The 17,115-nt window shown below is 67.9% G+C and carries 14 protein-coding genes, 1 tRNA gene and 1 other RNA gene; 9 read left to right on the top strand and 7 right to left on the bottom strand.

The genetic code is table 11. The annotated features are described in order from the left end of the window. The first annotated feature begins 163 nt into the window (after positions 1 to 163). Both AC1DFR_RS18115 and AC1DFR_RS18110 read left to right on the top strand, forming a co-directional pair. Positions 164 to 1,078 carry a Cof-type HAD-IIB family hydrolase gene (locus AC1DFR_RS18115; protein ID WP_476850520.1) on the top strand — a complete coding sequence of 305 codons (915 nt, stop codon included), beginning with the start codon at positions 164 to 166 and terminating at the stop codon, positions 1,076 to 1,078. A 203-nt stretch (positions 1,079 to 1,281) separates the two neighbouring features. Then, positions 1,282 to 2,820: a stealth family protein gene (locus AC1DFR_RS18110; protein WP_476874085.1), complete on the top strand. Its 1,539-nt coding sequence runs from the start codon at positions 1,282 to 1,284 to the stop codon at positions 2,818 to 2,820. Positions 2,821 to 2,863: 43 nt separating this feature from the next. On the opposite strand, the gene AC1DFR_RS18105 is transcribed toward AC1DFR_RS18110, so the two are convergent. The 4 genes from AC1DFR_RS18105 to AC1DFR_RS18090 all read right to left on the bottom strand — a co-directional run bounded on the left by AC1DFR_RS18105 (position 2,864) and on the right by AC1DFR_RS18090 (position 7,656). Continuing rightward, positions 2,864 to 3,805, bottom strand: coding sequence for a phosphodiesterase (locus AC1DFR_RS18105; RefSeq protein ID WP_476874084.1), 942 nt, complete (start codon positions 3,803 to 3,805; stop codon positions 2,864 to 2,866). Positions 3,806 to 4,048: 243 nt separating this feature from the next. After that, positions 4,049 to 5,260 (bottom strand): formaldehyde dehydrogenase, glutathione-independent, encoded by a 1,212-nt coding sequence (gene fdhA, locus AC1DFR_RS18100; protein WP_028278013.1) that lies wholly within the window; start codon positions 5,258 to 5,260, stop codon positions 4,049 to 4,051. A gap of 221 nt (positions 5,261 to 5,481) precedes the next feature. Further along, entirely contained in the window at positions 5,482 to 5,967 is a 486-nt protein-coding gene (locus tag AC1DFR_RS18095) for a glutathione peroxidase (protein ID WP_476874083.1), read from the bottom strand. Positions 5,968 to 6,105: 138 nt separating this feature from the next. Next, positions 6,106 to 7,656, bottom strand: a complete 1,551-nt coding sequence (locus AC1DFR_RS18090) for a M23 family metallopeptidase (RefSeq protein ID WP_476874082.1) — start codon at positions 7,654 to 7,656, stop codon at positions 6,106 to 6,108. 216 nt (positions 7,657 to 7,872) lie between these two features. On the opposite strand from AC1DFR_RS18090, the gene AC1DFR_RS18085 reads away from it, so the two are divergent. Next, positions 7,873 to 8,784, top strand: coding sequence for an oxygenase MpaB family protein (locus AC1DFR_RS18085; protein ID WP_476874081.1), 912 nt, complete (start codon positions 7,873 to 7,875; stop codon positions 8,782 to 8,784). Between the two features lie 281 nt (positions 8,785 to 9,065). On the opposite strand, the gene AC1DFR_RS18080 is transcribed toward AC1DFR_RS18085, so the two are convergent. Beyond that, positions 9,066 to 9,150, bottom strand: a tRNA-Ser gene (locus tag AC1DFR_RS18080). Positions 9,151 to 9,500: 350 nt separating this feature from the next. Here AC1DFR_RS18080 and ffs point away from each other — a divergent pair. From ffs to AC1DFR_RS18055, 5 genes are all read left to right on the top strand, one after another. After that, positions 9,501 to 9,597: signal recognition particle sRNA small type (ffs, locus tag AC1DFR_RS18075), an RNA gene on the top strand. 27 nt (positions 9,598 to 9,624) lie between these two features. Next, complete coding sequence (locus AC1DFR_RS18070) at positions 9,625 to 12,732, top strand: DNA polymerase III subunit gamma and tau (protein WP_476874080.1); 3,108 nt, start codon at positions 9,625 to 9,627, stop codon at positions 12,730 to 12,732. Positions 12,733 to 12,782: 50 nt separating this feature from the next. Then, on the top strand, positions 12,783 to 13,382 hold the full coding sequence (recR, locus tag AC1DFR_RS18065) for a recombination mediator RecR (RefSeq protein ID WP_018774392.1): 600 nt from the start codon (positions 12,783 to 12,785) through the stop codon (positions 13,380 to 13,382). 12 nt (positions 13,383 to 13,394) lie between these two features. Further along, on the top strand, positions 13,395 to 13,973 hold the full coding sequence (locus AC1DFR_RS18060) for a GNAT family N-acetyltransferase (RefSeq protein WP_476850515.1): 579 nt from the start codon (positions 13,395 to 13,397) through the stop codon (positions 13,971 to 13,973). Positions 13,974 to 14,427: 454 nt separating this feature from the next. Continuing rightward, on the top strand, positions 14,428 to 15,780 hold the full coding sequence (locus AC1DFR_RS18055; protein ID WP_018774393.1) for an aspartate kinase: 1,353 nt from the start codon (positions 14,428 to 14,430) through the stop codon (positions 15,778 to 15,780). Between the two features lie 174 nt (positions 15,781 to 15,954). Here AC1DFR_RS18055 and AC1DFR_RS18050 read toward each other — a convergent pair whose 3' ends face one another. Both AC1DFR_RS18050 and AC1DFR_RS18045 read right to left on the bottom strand, forming a co-directional pair. Beyond that, the gene (locus AC1DFR_RS18050) at positions 15,955 to 16,149 is read right to left on the bottom strand and encodes a hypothetical protein (RefSeq protein WP_043436631.1); all 195 of its coding nucleotides are present in this window, start codon (positions 16,147 to 16,149) and stop codon (positions 15,955 to 15,957) included. A gap of 143 nt (positions 16,150 to 16,292) precedes the next feature. Beyond that, positions 16,293 to 16,517 (bottom strand): hypothetical protein, encoded by a 225-nt coding sequence (locus AC1DFR_RS18045; RefSeq protein ID WP_028278007.1) that lies wholly within the window; start codon positions 16,515 to 16,517, stop codon positions 16,293 to 16,295. 127 nt (positions 16,518 to 16,644) lie between these two features. Here AC1DFR_RS18045 and AC1DFR_RS18040 point away from each other — a divergent pair, with 127 nt between their 5' ends. Continuing rightward, a complete protein-coding gene (locus AC1DFR_RS18040; RefSeq protein ID WP_476850579.1) occupies positions 16,645 to 17,115 on the top strand; it encodes a MarR family winged helix-turn-helix transcriptional regulator in 471 nt (156 codons plus the stop codon).

Genomic DNA, 17,115 nt, shown 5'->3' with positions numbered 1-17,115 from the left:
GAACGAATGTCCCCCGGCGGCGTGAGGTTGTGGCCAAACGGTAACCATTTGTCACACGACGCATTGACACGACCAGCGCCTGCCGCCTGTCACATCCAGCGCCGGGCCGTCGGTCTGCTGCGCGGTTCACCCAAACGTCCCGCGCGGCTGACAGAATGGCCGTATGACTTCACCCGAGACTGTCCCTGTTCCGTCGCCGTCGGCTCCCGTGCTGGCGCTGCTGCTCGACGTCGACGGTCCGGTCGCGAGCCCGGTCACCCGCGAGGTGCAGCCCGGCATCATCGCCGATCTGGTGGCCCTGGCCGCCGCCGGGGTGCCGGTCATCTTCAACACCGGCCGGTCGGACGCGTTCATCCGCGAGCAGGTCATGGAACCGATGATCGCCGCCGGGATGCCCGCCGGCACCCTCATCCACGCCATTTGCGAGAAGGGCGCCGTCTGGTTCAGCTACACCGCGGAGGGCCCCGGCCCGGTCCACGTGGACCACGAGCTCGCCATTCCGCAGGCCTTCGGCGATGACGTCCGCCGTCTGGTGGCCGAGGACTACTCCGCCCACATGTTCTACGACGAAACCAAGCGGGCCATGGTCTCCGTGGAGCAGCACATTGCCGTCCCCAACCCCGACTACCGGGCCGAGCAGGAACTCTTCGACGCCGACGCCATGGGCCTCATGGCCCGGCATGGGCTCGGCGTGGTGCGGCTGGACCACCACGTCCCCGATTCGGATGACCAGGTCGACTTCCGCGTCGATCCGACCATCATCTCCACCGATATCGAATCGGTCCGGCTGGGCAAGGACCTGGGCGCGAGCCGGGCCGTGGAGTTCCTGGCCGCGCAGGGCATCACGCCGCAGGCCTGGCGCACGGTGGGCGATTCCCGCACGGACTACGCCATGGCCGACTGGCTGCACCACAACGACCACGCCGTGAAGCACGTCGACGTCCGGCCCGCGGACGGCATCCCGGTCAAACCCTACGATGTCCTCACCGCCGCCGATCTGGGGCTCGGCGAAGACGTGATCCACGACGACGCCGGTGCCGCCTTCCTGCACCACTGGCTGGCCGTCGTCACCGGCTGAGGCCCCGCTCCGCCGTTACGCTTCACCGTTTACGGTCCGTCACATTTCGTCCTCACGCACGCCGCGCGGCGGCCGGTTTTCCGCGGCAATTTTGAGGCCCGCGTTATCATGCAAGTAGACACCAACGCACTCAAAGAAGCGGGAGCTCAGACATTACCGAAGCAGCGATCCAAGACGAGATTTACTATGGCAGCCAGGCATCTGTGGACGCCCACGCCGAGGTCACGTCGGCGGCCGCAGTCGCCAGATTCCGGACCCGCTCCGATGTTGTCCGCCACCGCGGCCGCTATGCGCTGATCAACGAAAACCGCACGCCGTACCAGGCCATGGTCGAGGACCTGATGTTCCTGCGTTCGGTCCTGGCCGGCGCCGGTATCGGCTACCTGCTGGTCCGCGGCAACAACCACCGCCCTGTGGTCGCCGTCGACTGGAAAGACCGCAAGGAACTCCGCGACGCCCTCGTGGAGGCGTGCCGCGACGAGCCGATGTATTCCATGAGCGTGGATGCAAAGAAGAAGTCGTCCGTGCTGGTGGCCGACGGCGAGCTGTCGCCGAACCGCCAGGCCCGGATCTTCCGGCTTTACCGGCCCAGGGTCGAACCCGAAGGCGGTTTTGAATTCGGGGCTTCCGCCGGCGTCCAGCTGGAGCTGTGGAGCTTCGAAGGCGATCAGCTGATCCTGCCGATCGAGAACTCCCTGACGCGCCGCACCATGCTGGCCCAGGATGCCGTGCGCGGCATTGTGGAACGCTACGGCCACACGTGGCCCACCATCGAGAACATGTTCGCGGACCACGCCAGCGACATCAGCTTCGACGTCGACCTGGTCTTCTCATGGGTTGACGGCAGCTCCCCCGAGTACATCGCGGCCCGCCGCGCCCGCATGGCCGGCGTGGTGGTGGGCGAGGGCGATGACCACGAGGCCCGCTTCCGCCAGATCGATGAGCTCAAGTACGCCCTGCGCTCGGTGTACATGTTTGCGCCGTGGATCCGCCGGATCTTCATCGCCACGGACTCCCCCGCGCCGTCATGGCTGGCCGACCACCCGAGTGTGACGATCGTCCGGAGCGAAGAGTTTTTCGCCGACACCTCGGTTCTGCCCACGCACAATTCACAGGCCGTGGAGTGTCAGCTGCACCACATCGAGGGGCTCTCCGAGCACTTCCTGTATTCGAACGACGACATGTTCTTCGGCCGCGCCGTGGGCCCGGACATGTTCTTCACCCCGGGCGGCATCACGAAGTTCATCGAGGCCGAGACCCGGATCGGCCTGGGCGACAACGACGCCGAACGCAGCGGCTTTGAGAACGCCGCCCGCGTGAACCGCAAGCTGCTCTGGAACCGCTTCGGCCGCATCACCACCCGGCACCTGGAGCACACGGCGGCCCCGTTGCGGCGCAGCGTGGTCGAGCAGATGGAGCAGGAGTTCCCGGCCGAGTTTGCCAAGACCGCCGCGAGTACCTTCCGGGCAGCGGACAACATCTCCGTGACCAACTCGTTCTACCACTACTACGCGCTGCTCACGGGCCGGGCCGTGACCCAGACAGCTGCCAAGGTGAGGTATGTGGACACCACAGCGCGGGCCGGCCTGAACTACCTGCCCAAGCTCCTGGCCAAGCGGAACATGGACTTCTTCTGCCTCAACGACGGCAGCTTCCCCGAGGTCCCGGCGGAAGAGCGGGCCGAACTGGTCACGGACTTCCTGGAGAAGTACTACCCCATCAAGGCGCCCTGGGAGAAGTAACGGACCGTGACCAAAACGGGCGCCGTGTCGGCCGGGGAGTGAATCAGTTCAGGGTGGTGTACCTGCGGTGCGCCGGCGTCCGGGACGGGGCCTCGAGCTTGGCCTTCCCAGGGATATGGATCCCTGCGGCCGCGAGCCGGCGCTGGACTTCCTCCGGCGAGACCAGCTCCCCCACCGCCGGGGTGTCGCCGAGCAGCACCACGGAGTGCACGATCGTGTGTTCGTAGACGTGGACCAGGTTGAACGCCTGCCCGCCGTCGCGGCCTCGGGTGCCGCCGACCGGGACGTTCAGATCCTGCGTGTAGCAGGTGGCTGAAGCCACGGACACAGGGATGCCCGCGAACGTTGCGGTGGTCGAGTAGTGCAGGTGGCCGCCCAGGATGGCGCGGACATCGGAGTTGCGCAGGACGCCGGCGAGCGCCGGCTGGCCCCGGAGCTCCACGAGCACGGCAAGGTCCAGCACGGACGGTACCGGCGGGTGGTGCAGGGCAAGGATGGTCCCGTCCGGGGCCGGGGTGGCCAGTTCAGCAGCGAGCCAGTCCAGCTGGTCGGGGCTCAATTCACCATGGTGGAAGCCGGGCACGGAGGTGTCCAGGGTGATGATGCGCAGCCCGTTGACGAAGTAGCTGTGGTCCACGGGCGCGTCATTGTCGGCCTGGTCCAGGAGCCCGGCCCGGAAATTCGCCCGGTCGTCGTGGTTGCCCATCGCCCAGATGACCTTGGCCCCCAGGGCCTCGCACGCCGGATCCACGATGGCGCGGAGCTTGGCATACGCCTCGGGTTCGCCCAGGTCAGCCAGGTCGCCCGTGAAGATTACGGCTTCGGGGCGGGCTCCGGAGGCGTGGACCTCCTCGAAGAGTTGCCTGAGCAGGGCTTCGCTGTCCACGACGCCGTGCAAGGGTTGCGGACCCCCCAGCAGGTGGGGGTCGCTCAGGTGAAGTAGGAAATGACGTGGCCGGGGGTGTTCGGCCTCGATGCGCTCCATTGCTGCCTTCTTGGTTGGGTGGAAGCGGTGCTTCCAGGGTCCCTCTCAGTAAGAACTATCCAACCAGACATTGGGCAAACAATGTAAAAACTGGGACAGGCATATTGGAAAAATAAGCGTTAACAGGTGGCGTGCCCTCACATGCCCTTTCCGGCATATACGGGGCTGTGAAGCCCGGCGGCACTCCCGAAACCCCGGGGCTTCGGGGCGGGACGGACAGTGCCGCCGGGTTCACGGTTTGCGCTAGCTCAGGTAGCCGTTCGGGTTAAGCACGAACTTCGTCGCCGCGCCGGCGTCGAATTCCGCGTAGCCCTTCGGCGCGTCCTCCAGGGTAATCGCCTTCGCGTTGACGTTCTTGGCGATGTGCACCCTGTCATGCAGGATGGCCATCATCAGCTGCCGGTTGTACTTCATGACCGGACACTGTCCCGTGGTGAAGCTGAGTGACTTTGCCCAGCCCGTTCCGAGGCTGAGCGAGAGCGAACCCTTCTTCGCGGCCTCGTCCACGCCGCCCGGGTCCCCGGTGACGTAGAGCCCGGGGATGCCCAGGGCACCGCCGGCGGCCGTTACCTCCATCAGCGAGTTCAGGACGGTGGCGGGGGCCTCGTGGGCTCCGGCCCCGTGCCCCTTGGCCTCAAATCCCACGGCATCCACGCCGCAATCGACTTCCGGGACGCCCAGGAGTTGCTCAATCTGCTCGGCCGGGCCGCCCTTGCTCAGGTCGATGGTCTCGCAGCCGAAGCTGCGCGCCTGCGCCAGGCGGTCCGCGTTCATGTCACCCACAATCACGACGGCGGCACCCAGGAGCTGGGCACTGGTCGCCGCGGCCAGGCCCACGGGCCCTGCGCCTGCCACGTAGACGGTGGAACCGACGCCGACGCCTGCGGTGACCGCACCATGGAATCCGGTCGGGAAGATGTCCGAGAGCATCGTCAGGTCCATCATCTTTTCGAGGGCCTGGTCTTTGTCCGGGAACTTCAACAGGTTCCAATCGGCATACGGGACCAGGACGTAGTTGGCCTGGCCGCCTACCCAGCCGCCCATGTCCACATAGCCATAGGCGCTGCCCGGGCGGTCGGGGTTGACGTTCAGGCAGATGCCCGTCTTGCGTTCCTTGCAGTTCCGGCAGCGCCCGCAGGCGATATTGAACGGGACGGAACAGATGTCCCCCACTTTGATGAATTCAACATCCGGACCCACTTCCACCACTTCTCCGGTGATCTCGTGCCCGAGCACCAGGTCGGCGGGAGCCGTGGTGCGCCCCCGGACCATGTGCTGGTCCGAACCGCAAATATTCGTGGCCACGGTTTTGAGGATTACGCCGTGGCGCACCTGCCGGCCCACGTTGGCGGGGTTGACCCCCGGGCCGTCCTTGAGTTCGAAGGTGGGGTAGTCAATGTCGATCAGTTCGACCTTGCCAGGCCCCTTGTAGGCAACGGCTTTGTTCCCTGTCATCTATTTCCTCCTGCTTTCACGGGCCCCGTGGTGGGCGCCCTGGTGTGATTCACGAAGTTCTTTGATGCGCCCTCCACAGGAACACCCGGCCATACTGCCGACGGCTGCCAGAGTTGCTTGCGCCGCGGGGAAGCCCGGAATGTTGGAGGGTCCGGCCAGTCTAGGCGCCAAGCATGCTTAGGGATAGGGCTGAGTTCCTCTGGACCCCGGGGCAGGTCGGGTCAGGCGAGGGCGGACTGAACAGCCTCGATGATCTCCGGCGCGTCAGGCTCAACGGTGGGCGCAAAGCGGGCGATGACCTCGCCGTCGCGGTTCACGAGGAACTTCTCGAAGTTCCACTTCACCAGGCCGGGCAGGATTCCCGTCTTGAATTTGGTGAGCTCGGCGTAGAGCGGGTGCTGGTTCTTTCCCCGGACGTTGGCCTTGACCGTCAGCGGGAAGGTCACCCCGAAATTGCGCTCGCAGAACTCGGCAATCTCGGCCTCGCCGCCGGGCTCCTGCCCGGCGAACTGGTTGCAGGGGACGCCGAGGACCTGGAAGCCCTGGCCCCGAAACTTGTTGTGCAGCGCCTCGAGTCCAGCGTACTGGGGCGTGAAACCGCACTGGGACGCCACGTTGACCACCAGAACCACCTCGCCCTTGAATCGGCCAAAATCGGTCTCGGTCCCGTCGATGAGGGTCAGGGGAATGGAGTGCAGAGCTGTCATGGGGCGCGTCCTTGCGATGTCGATGGTCCGGAGCAGGGAATCTGAACTGGTCACTCCATTATTCGGCACCGGGGCCTGCGGGTATGGGTGTGCCTCCCGGACATGACGCCGGAACAACGCCCTGCGGCGCGGCGGCGGCTAGCCGCCGGGCGTCGCTGAGGGCGTCGCTGAGGGTTCTGTTGTCACTGCCGTCGTGGCCGACTGCGTGACCGCCCGTGGCTTCGGCGTATCGGCCGGCGCGGTGACCGGGTCCGGCTCCACAGTGAGCGGGGCCGGCACCGGAGTGGCCGTCTTGGCGGCAGCCTCCGTCGCCGTTGCGGAGACTGACGCGGGCGCGGAGGACGGCGGTGCCACCGGCGGCGGGACGGATAACGGTGCTGATGGCTTGGCTGAGGCTGTTCCCGTCTGGGTTGGTGCCGGCGTCGGGGTGGCGGTCGCCGTCGGCGTCGGGGTGGCCGTTGCCGACGGGGTCGGAGTCGGGGTCGCCGACGGGGTCGGGGTGGCGGTCGCCGACGGCCGCGGGGCGGGCGCGGCAGGTGTGGTCGTCGTGGCAGTCCCGGTCGGCGACGGCGTCGCGGAGGCAGTGCCGGTCGGCGACGGCGTCGCGGAGGCAGTGCCGGTCGGCGACGGGGTCGCGGAGGCAGTGCCCGTGGGTGTCGGCTTAGAGGTGGCGGAAGGCGTTGGGGACGGTTTGTCGGCGGCGGCTTCAGTAGCCGCAGGCGAGGCACTCCCCGACGGCTTGGCGGCCACCGCGGCAGGCTGTTCCTGAACGCCGTCGCCCACCACATGGGTCAGGTCCTCCCGGACAGGAATCGCCCAGCCAATCCCCGCGTTGGTTGCCTTACCGGCGTCGGGTGCGTAACTAGTCATGTCGATCGGGCCGAGTTGATCCACCTGCTTGATGGGAAGAAATGTCCAATCGCGCGGATCAGTGTGGGAGCCATTGAGGATGGTTTCGAAGTGAAGATGGCAGCCGGTAGAGGATCCGGTGGTACCTACCCGGGCAATAATTTCCCCCACCCGCACGGAGTCGCCCTTCTTGACCGCGATCGCCTCCAGATGGTTGTACGTGGTGATGAGACCGTTGCCGTGGTCGATTTCCACCCGGTTTCCGCCGCCCCACGGGTGCCACCCGACGGCCCGCACCACACCGGCGTCGGCGGAGTAGACCCGGGTGCCGCAGGGGGCCGCGAAGTCCTGGCCCCAGTGGAATTCGCCCGCGAATCCCGTCAGGGGGCTGGTGCGCAGCCCGAACGGGGACGAAGGCACCAGTGATTCAAGCGGGGCCATGAGGAAACCCACCGCGGGCCGGTGCAGGGACGCCGAGGCCACATTGAGCTCGCCCCGCACCCCGGCCCGGGTGGCCGTGTCCACCGTGCTCCGGCTAAAGGCCACGAGCGCCTGGGCATCGGCGGTGACAGCGCCGGCGCCGGGAGTCCCTGCTGGCGCGGTCGCGGCGGAGTGGGCCAGCGGGTCCAGGGCCTCCGGTCCCACGTCGCCGGAGGCAGGCATGGCGGCCGTCGGGACGGCGGTGGGCGCGCCGTAGGTCGCAAAGGCGCTCAGTCCCTGAAAGCCGCCGAATGCCAGCACGGCCAGGGACAGACACAGGCCTCCGGACACGCAGCGCACGGCAATGGTCCGTGCCCTCGCTGACTGCTCACTCGATGAGTTTCCCCAGTGTTTTCCCACGAAATGACTCCCGCAATATGTCCGCCAGACCCCAATCTTCACGGACTTACCTCCCTATGTGACCACAGACGGCCGGGTCTGTGAACCGTCAGCGTGTTCCTTTTGCGGGACCAATCGGAGATCCGCGGATGTCCCCAGTAGCTTGCCGGCGGCGCCCCAGTAGTTCTCCGCACAATTGCAGGTGCCGCACGCCGCCGGGACGGGTAAGAATGAAGGATGCGAAATGTCCTCAGGGAATGGCAGGCGGAACTCAAACAGACGTTCACGGGGACGCGCGATTCGGTGCCCGAGTGGGTGCCGGGCCTGGCCGAGGGGGACGACGCCGGTTACCACTTGCCCGGCTCGGCCGTCTGGGCCGTGCACGGGGACATGCCAACCATCGTGGCGGGCATCCGGGCACTGCTGATGCAGGCGCTCCATCCCGGCGCGTTGGCCGGAGTCCACGATCACTCCCGTTTCCGCGAAGACCCGCTGGGCCGGCTGGCTGGCACGATCCGCTGGATCTTCACCGTGACGTATGGCTCCACGGATACGGCGAAGGCGGCGTCGGACTGGGTTCTTCGGCTGCACCGGACGGTGCGGGGAGAATTTGTGGATGGCCACGGCATCAGGCGCAGTTACGCGGCCAACGATCCCGAGCTGCTCCGGTGGGTTCACATTGCCTTTACAGACGCTTTCCTCTCAGCCCACAAGCTGTGGGGGCAGCCGATTCCTGGCGGACCTGATGCCTACGTCCGTGAGTGGGCCCAGGCCGGCCGGCTGATGGGCGTCGAGGCGCCGCCGCTGAGCGAAGCGGAAATGCGGCAGCAGTTGGACCGCTGGTACGACGCCGGCGAGCTCCGCTGCGACGAACGGGTTACCGAAACGGTGGCGTTCATTCGCGACCCGCCCCTGCACCCCGCGCTCAGGCCTGGCTACCGGGTGCTGTTCGCGGCCGCAGTCGTCAGTCTTGAACCTAAGTACCGCGAGCTCCTGGGCCTGCGGACCGCGCGGCTGGGCCCGATACCGCTGCCGGTAACCCTGGCCACCCGGGTCACGCTCGGCGTGGTGCATGTGGCCCTCGGCCGGATGGGCCCGAGCGAGCAAGCTGCCCGGGCCCGGCTGCGCCGGCTGGGATACCGGGCCTGAGTCTGGGCCGGCGGGCGGCGGCGGCGGCTTGCTGGTTCGGGGCGGGCCGGGGGCGCAGGGCGGCTGGGGCACGGGCGGCTGGGGCACAGGGGGCTGGGGCACGGGGCGGCTGGGCCTCCGAGCCGACTTGGCGGATAAATCGGTACCGGTACTGCCGGAGGACGCAGTCTTGGCCAGAACCTCACGAGAAGCTCACGAGAAGCTCACGAGGATAGAAATGCCCGAGACGCGAAAGGCCCGTAGACGCAAAAAGGCCCCGGTCCGAGGACCGGGGCCAACCGCGGAGAATGGGGGATTTGAACCCCCGAGGGCGTTAACCCAACACGCGTTCCAGGCGTGCGCCATAGGCCGCTAGGCGAATTCTCCAGTTGCTTCTGAATCAAAAGCAGATACTAGAATACCTGAACTTTCCGGCTTCGCCCAATTGAGCCTCCCCGCCCCGGCCTGCGGCTCCTCCGCGGGACATGCCCCGCGGCCCGCCCGAGGGCTGGACATAGCCCCAAATAACCCACTCCTTCCCGCCAAGAATGGGCATGCCCCACACTGCCCACTCCCGCGACTGGACATGCCCCGCAGCCCGCCCGAGGGCTGGACATAGCCCCACCGCGCCCACTCCTGCAGCCCGCAGCTGCCGCGAAAAATGGGCATGTCCCGCCGAGGATTAAGGGCCAAACCGGGCCAATTCGGGGCACACCCAATCGTCAGGTAAACTTGCTGACGGCCCCTCATGTGGCGTCATCCTGTTGAACTCCCCCAGGACCGGAAGGTAGCAAGGGTAAACGGGCTCTGGCGGGTGCATGAGGGGTCTTTTATGTCTGTGCCGATTGGTAGGGTTTATCTGTGACTGTTACTACCGCCCTCTACCGTCGATACCGCCCCGATTCGTTCGCGGACGTTATCGGGCAGGAGCACGTCACCGAGCCTCTCATGACGGCCCTGCGCAAGAACCGCGTCAACCACGCCTATCTCTTTTCGGGCCCCCGCGGCTGTGGCAAAACCACCTCCGCCCGCATCCTGGCCCGCTGCCTGAACTGCGCCGAGGGCCCCACGGACACTCCCTGCGGCAAGTGCCCCAGCTGCGTGGAACTCGCCCGCGGCGGCTCCGGCTCCCTGGACGTCATCGAGATCGACGCCGCCAGCCACGGCGGTGTGGACGACGCCCGCGACCTCCGGGAACGGGCCACCTACGCCCCCGTCCGGGACCGCTACAAGATCTTCATCATCGACGAAGCCCACATGGTCACGTCGGCCGGGTTCAACGCCCTGCTCAAGATCGTCGAAGAACCGCCGGAACACATCAAGTTCATCTTCGCCACCACGGAGCCGGACAAGGTCATCGGCACCATCCGTTCCCGCACGCACCACTACCCTTTCCGCTTGGTGCCGCCGGAGCCTCTCATGGCGTATCTGGAGCTGCTCTGCACCCAGGAGAACGTCCCCGTGGCACCCGGGGTGCTCTCGCTCGTCATCCGCGCGGGCGGCGGTTCGGTCCGCGACTCCCTCTCCGTGCTCGACCAGCTCATGGCCGGCGCCGGACCAAACGGACTGGACTACGAACTCGCGGTCGCCCTCCTGGGCTACACGCACGCCTCCCTGCTCGATGACGTCGTCGAAGCCGTCGCGGCGTCGGATGCCGCCACGGTGTTCCGCGCTGTGGACCGCGTCATCCAGACCGGGCACGATCCCCGGCGCTTCGTCGAGGACCTGCTGGAACGCTTCCGCGACCTCATCATCGTCCAGGCCATGCCCGAAAGCGCCCAGTCCATCCTCCGCGGCATGCCGGCGGACCAGATCGCCCGGCTACAGAACCAGGCGCACAACCTCGGGGCGGCCGAGCTCTCCCGCGCCGCTGACGTGACCAATACCGCGCTCACGGACATGACCGGGGCCACCTCTCCGCGCCTGCACCTGGAACTGCTGTGCGCCCGCATCCTGCTGCCCAGCTCCGAGCAGACCGAGCGCGGCATTGCGGCCCGGATCGACCGCGTCGAGCGGCGGTTGAACTACGCCGGGAACGACGTCTGGGCTCCCCTCGCCAGCGCCCCCGCACCTGCCACCGTTCCCCCTGCACGCACGGAGCAGGCAGCCGCGCCACAGTTGCCGGCAGCGCACGTGCCCGCCGCACCTTCGCACGCCGCGCCGGCTGCCACGACCACCACCCCCTCCGGCCCGCGTCAGGGCGAGCAGCCGCCGGCCACAGTCTCCGCGCCCGCCCGGCAGGACGAACCCGTCCGAGAACCGCTGACGGCACCACGGGTCAGCACCAGCGACTGGCCTGTGGACGAACCCGCGGCGGCCAGCCGGCCCGCCCCTGCCGCAGGTCCCGCCGCCGCGCCTCCGTCCCTGCCCGCGTCGGCGAATGCCCCAACGGTTGCCCCATCCGCCCCCGCACCCTCCGCCCCTGCACCGTCTGCCCCGGCGGCATCTACCCCAGCATCCTCCGTCCCCGCGCGTCCCGAGCCGGCCGAGCCCGGCCGGGCGCCTGCCGCTGTTCCCAGCCCCGCTCCCGGCTCCGCCGCCGGACCCGGAGCCGACGTGGAGGTTTTGCGCCGCGCCTGGCCCGAGATCCTGCAAACGCTCACCAAGATCAAACGCAGCACTTGGGCGCTGGTGGAACCCAACGCCCAGGTCGGCCACTTCGAAGACCACGTCCTGACCCTCGCGTTCACCACCGCCGGGCTGGCGGGCGCCTTCGGCCGGGCCGACCACGCCGAGAACCTCCGGCAGGCGATCCACAAGACCATCGGCATCGATTGCCAGATCCGGGCCGTGGCCGGCAGCAGCAACAGCCCAGCGAGCTCTGAGCCAAACCCAAAAGCGCCGCCGGCTAGCCCGGAGACCCCGGCATCGTCCGCAAGCCAGGCGACGTCGGCCGACGTCGCCTGGGGCCTGAGCCCGGCTCCCCAGCAGGCCCCATCTCCGGCCAACGATGCCGCTGAAGCCGTCCCCTCGCGGGTGGCCCAGGCGCACGTTCCCGCCGCCTCAATGCCTTCGACACAACCCACTCCGGCCCCCGCGGCCCCGGCTCAGGTCCGTGCCGCCGCGCCGGCAGCGGAACCGCAGGCGCCTGCCCCCGCGATCCAAACTCAGGTCCGCGCAGCCGAGCCAGCAGCCGAATCGGACGGCCCTTCGGAGCCTTCCGGGTCCTACGCCGACGCCGATGACGACTGGGGACCGCCCCGGGACGAGGACGCCCCTCCGCTGGACGAGGAACCACCAATGGATTGGGACCCCTCGCCCGTAGCCACGCCGCGCCGCCCCGAGCCCGCGGCTGCCGCTACCGCTCCGGCCCGCAAGTCCCCTGCCGCGCCGGCATCCAAAACTGCCGGCTCCCCGGCCCGGACACCGGGCGCAGACCCGGACGCGTCGGATGACGCGTGGGCCCGCGCCGTCGAGCAGTCACCCGGCGTCTGGACGGTCGGCACAGATTCGAACCTCGGCCGGTACACGAGCCCGGATGTCGAGCCCGCTGCGCCCGAGCCCGAGCCGAAGCCTGTGCACTACGAGCCGGCGGCGGCACAGATCCCGGAGTACGCGGGTGTCGTGTCCGCGCCGTCCGGACTGACCTCGGACCACCCGGCCCGGGCCGAAGTGGCTCCGGCGCCGGCGGTCGCGGAGTCTGTTGCGCCGCGTGTGGCCGCCGCTGCCGTAGCTGCCGTCGCGGAGGCTGTTGCGGTCACTGCCGTTCCCGAGGCCGCCGCCCCGGCAGGCCGGCAAAGCCTGTACCAGCGGCTGTCGAACAGTCCCGAGGCCGAGGCCGGGCGGGCGAAGGCCCCCACCCGAGCTGCCGCCGCGACCACCGTCTACGTACAGGACATCCCCAGCGCCGACGACGAAACGATCGAGGAATCGGGCGTCTTCGGCCGGGCCGCCGTCGAGCGTATTCTGGGCGGGAAACTGGTGGAGGAGCGCTCCCTGGATGGAAGCCCCCTGCCGCCCCGCTTCTAGCAGACCCCTGCCGGCTGGCCCCGGCCCCACTCCAAACGAACGAGGACATTGTGTACGAAGGCGCAGTTCAAGAGCTGATCGACGAGCTCGGACGCCTTCCCGGAGTGGGGCCTAAGTCCGCCCAGCGGCTGGCCTTCCACATCCTCGAGGCCGATCCCCAGGACATGAAGCGGCTTGTCGATGCCATCACCACAGTGAAGGAACGGGTCAAGTTCTGCACGGTTTGCGGGAACGTGACCGAGCAGGAACTGTGCAACATCTGCCGCGACCCGCGCCGGGACCCCACGGTGATCTGCGTCGTCGAAGAATCCAAGGACGTCCTGGCGGTGGAGCGCACGCGGTCCTTCCGCGGCAGGTACCACGTCCTGGGCGGCGCGATTAATCCGATCGCCGGGATCGGTCCGGAACAGCTCCGGATCCGTGAGCTGCTGACCCGGCTCAACGACGGCGCCATTCAGGAAATCATCATCGCCACCGACCCCAACCTCGAGGGCGAGGCCACGGCAACGTATCTGGCCCGGATGCTCAAGTCGATTGGCATCGCCGTCACCCGGCTGGCGTCCGGCCTGCCCGTGGGCGGGGACCTGGAATACGCCGACGAAGTCACGCTCGGCAGGGCCTTCGAGGGCCGCCGCAACGCCCTGAGCTGAGCTGACGGATTCGTGGCAACCACCGGCAGCGGCACCCCGGCGCCGCTCCTCACCGGGCGCTTGCTGTTGCGTCCGTTGACAGCGGACGACGCCGGCGCCCTGCTCCGGTTCCGGGCCCATCCGGCGGCCACGCGGTACCTGTCCCATGGTCCGCTCACCCCCGCGCAGAACAGCGCCCGGCTTGAGCAGACACTGTCCGCGGCGGCATCCTCCACGGCCGAGTGGTTTCACTTCGGCTGGGCGATCGAGCTCCGGGCCACCGGTGAAGTCGTTGGCGACGCCCGGACCTGGAACACGCAGGAACCCCCGGCGCCCGGCCGGATTCCCGCAGACTCAGCCAGCCTGGGCTACGTTCTTCACCCGGAGCACCACGGGCTCGGTCTCGGCCGGGAGGCCGCCGGCGCCCTGGTCGACTGGCTTTTCGGCGCCCGCGGCAGCGAGACCATTTTCGCGGGAGTCTACGAGCCCAATCTCCCGTCCCGAAGGCTGCTCGAGGGCCTGGGCTTCCGGAAGGACCGCTTCTTCCCCGTCGCCGAGGACACAGCGGGAAAACAGCTCCCGTCCTGGCGCTACCGGCTGGACCGCGGCTAGCGGACATGCCCCGCGCCCACGCCCACGCCCACGCCCACGCCCAGCGGACATGCCCCGCGCCCGCACCCAACAATGGACACAATGCCCTCACGCCCACTCCTGCCCGCCAAGAATGAGCATGTCCCACGGAACGGGAGAGCATGCCCGCTCCTGGCCCGAGCTCCCCCACCTTGCCCGGCGGACATGTCCAGCGCCCCTGCCCGGGAATGGACACAATGCCCTCATGCCCGCTCCAGGCCGCCAAGAATGAGCATGTCCCGCGGAACGGGAGAGCATGTCCACTCCTTGCCCGCAGCGCTGGGCATGTCCGGTGGAGACAAAACCCGGAGTGTCTGCCATTCGGTCACAATTCAACGGCGCGGGCGGCACGGCGATAAACTGGGGTGAGAAGTTACGCCGTCGCGCCGTTTGGTTGCCTGGCCCAGAACCCCGATGATCCAGTGAGGGTGCGCGAATGAGTTTGCCCACTACCGAAGTCCAGCCCGGATCGCAGACGTTGCCCGTCTCGGCCGCCGCCACCAAGCACCTTGTCGTGAAGAAATTTGGCGGTTCCTCGGTGGCTGACGCAGAAGGCATCAAGCGCGTCGCCCGGCGGGTCGTGGATGCCCAAAACGCCGGCGACGAGGTCGTCGTGGTGGTTTCCGCCATGGGCGACACCACCGATGAGCTCCTTGACCTCGCCGGCCAGGTCACCGATTCCGCGCCCGCCCGCGAAATGGACATGCTCCTCTCCGCCGGCGAACGAATCTCCATGGCGCTGCTGGCCATGGCCATCAACAAGTTCGGCGCCTCGGCCCAGTCTTTCACCGGGTCCCAGGCCGGCATGATCACCGACGGCATCCACGGCAAGGCCCGGATCATCGACGTCGACCCGCACCGCATCCGCACCGCCCTGGACAAGGGGCACATCGCGATCGTGGCCGGGTTCCAGGGCATGAGCCACACGACGAACGAGATCACGACGCTCGGGCGCGGCGGGTCGGACACGACGGCGGTGGCCCTCGCCGCGGCGCTCGACGCCGATGTCTGCGAGATCTTCACCGACGTCGACGGCGTGTACACGGCCGATCCGCGCGTGGTCGCGTCCGCCCGGAAGATCGACCGCATCTCCAGCGAGGAAATGCTGGAACTGGCCGCGTCCGGCGCTAAGATTCTGCACCTGCGCTGTGTTGAATACGCCCGCCGCTTTGGGGTGCCCCTGCACGTCCGTTCCTCATTCAGCCAGAACGAAGGCACCTGGGTTCTGCCCGGCGCCGACGACAAGATCACGACTCAAGAGGGAGTTGCCTTGGAGCAGCCAATCATCTCCGGTGTTGCACACGATCGGTCCGAAGCCAAGGTCACGGTTGTCGGCGTACCTGACATCCCCGGCAAGGCAGCGGCGATCTTCCAGGTCATCGCGGACGCCCACTCGAACATCGACATGATCGTCCAGAACGTGTCCACCCACGGCACGGGCCGGACCGATATCTCCTTCACCCTCCCGATCGTCGAAGGCGCCGAGGCCCTGGCCGCCCTGCACGCCGCGCAGGACCGGATCGGCTTTGAGAGCATCGAATATAACGAGAAGATCGGCAAGCTTTCGCTGATCGGCGCCGGCATGCGCTCGCACCCGGGTGTGTCCGCCCGCTTCTTCGCGGCCCTCTCCGAGGCCGGCATCAACATCAACATGATCTCCACCTCGGAGATCCGGATCTCCGTGGTCACCCACGCGGATCTGCTCGACGACGCCGTCCGCGCCATCCACAGGGCCTTTGACCTCGACAGCGAGGACGAGGCCACGGTCTACGGCGGCACCGGCCGCTAGCCGCACCTGCGCATCCGGGCGGACCCGGACCGCATAAAGACGGGGAAGGGAGCGGCACCTGCCGCTCCCTTCCCCGTCTCCGCCCGTCGTCGGCCGCTTCCCCACAACTCCGGCCGCGTACCACGCGGCCGCCCGGGACGCCCCCGGCACCCGGAACCGGCGAAGCGGGCCTCGTCAGACCTCTTCTTTCCCGAGATCCGTTTTCCGGACAGCGTAGTGGTGTCCGTGGTCGTCCGTCTCGACTTCGAAACCTGCCAGGTCGTCTTCCGAGGCGTGCTCGAAGTCGTCGTGCTTGTGAACTACAGGCGCCGCGGTGTCGCCTCGATTTGCGGGCCCGAACAGCAGCCTCAGCTTGTCGGTCTTTTCCATGAAAGCTCTGACAGCACGTGTCACTAGTCCCACCCCCTTTCCTCGTCCCGGATGGTTCAGGATGCTGCACAGCGGTGTGTCAGTGCCCTCATTTTACGCCCGGCAGCGGGAAATGGCCCGGGTGGGGTGGCGCTAAAAGGGACCTAGCGCAGGGATTTGTCGTCAGGGTTTCGGGGCACCACATAAGTGCTGCCGTCGGGCCGGTGCAAGGTCTCCCACTGTTCAGTTTCAGCCTGCCGCGCCGCCAGCAGCCGCCTGTTCTGGTCGGTCATCTCGTGGCCGAGTGAACTGCGGTTTGCCGGCCCGAACACCGCCCGGAACTTCCCGGTGGCCCGCATGAACCTCTCGACGGCGTTTTCCTTGGCCATGGCTATCCTTTCCTGGGAGCAAGACAATGCTCCCAGTGTACGCTAATCATTAGTGCACTAATCATTCGAAGGAGTCGGTGTGACCCAAGGAACCCCAGCAATTCAGGGCGGCCACGCCACGAACGGCCTGCCGGACGCCCAGGCAGCGCAGGACGACCTCCTGCTGGAACAGCAGCTCTGCTTCGCCCTGACGGTGGCCTCCCGCAGCGTCGTGGGCGCTTACAAGCCCGTCCTGGACAGGCTCGGCCTGACCCACCCGCAGTACCTCGTGATGTTGTGCCTGTGGGAAGCGAGCCCGCGGTCGGTCCGCGACATCAGCGACGCCCTGGCCCAGGAGCCGGCAACCATCTCGCCGCTGCTGCGCCGGCTCGAGACGGCCGGCTTCATCACCCGCCAGCGGATGGAAGGCAACGAGCGCACCCTGGATGTCCGGCTGACGCCGCGCGGCGCCGCCCTTCGGGAGCAGGCCACCGAAGTCCCGGGCATCATGATGGCCCGGCTGGGCCTGACCCGTGAACAGGTCGGCCAGCTGCACGCCACCATGATGGACCTGATCGCCGCCACACGGCCCGGCCCGGAGGACGCGCCCCGGCGGTAG

It is taken from the genome of Arthrobacter sp. 05T410, assembly GCF_056396505.1.
Note: the sequence above shows the minus strand (reverse complement) of the source record. Positions and strands in the feature narration are given on the sequence as shown.

Bases quoted from the DNA above. Each gene is read 5' to 3' on its own strand.
- AC1DFR_RS18050 (WP_043436631.1), bottom strand. From the start codon at position 16,149: ATGGAAAAGACCGACAAGCTGAGGCTGCTGTTCGGGCCCGCAAATCGA.
- fdhA (WP_028278013.1), bottom strand. From the start codon at position 5,260: ATGACAGGGAACAAAGCCGTTGCCTACAAGGGGCCTGGCAAGGTCGAA.
- AC1DFR_RS18055 (WP_018774393.1), top strand. From the start codon at position 14,428: ATGAGTTTGCCCACTACCGAAGTCCAGCCCGGATCGCAGACGTTGCCC.
- AC1DFR_RS18085 (WP_476874081.1), top strand. From the start codon at position 7,873: ATGCGAAATGTCCTCAGGGAATGGCAGGCGGAACTCAAACAGACGTTC.
- AC1DFR_RS18115 (WP_476850520.1), top strand. From the start codon at position 164: ATGACTTCACCCGAGACTGTCCCTGTTCCGTCGCCGTCGGCTCCCGTG.
- AC1DFR_RS18105 (WP_476874084.1), bottom strand. From the start codon at position 3,805: ATGGAGCGCATCGAGGCCGAACACCCCCGGCCACGTCATTTCCTACTT.
- AC1DFR_RS18045 (WP_028278007.1), bottom strand. From the start codon at position 16,517: ATGGCCAAGGAAAACGCCGTCGAGAGGTTCATGCGGGCCACCGGGAAG.
- AC1DFR_RS18095 (WP_476874083.1), bottom strand. From the start codon at position 5,967: ATGACAGCTCTGCACTCCATTCCCCTGACCCTCATCGACGGGACCGAG.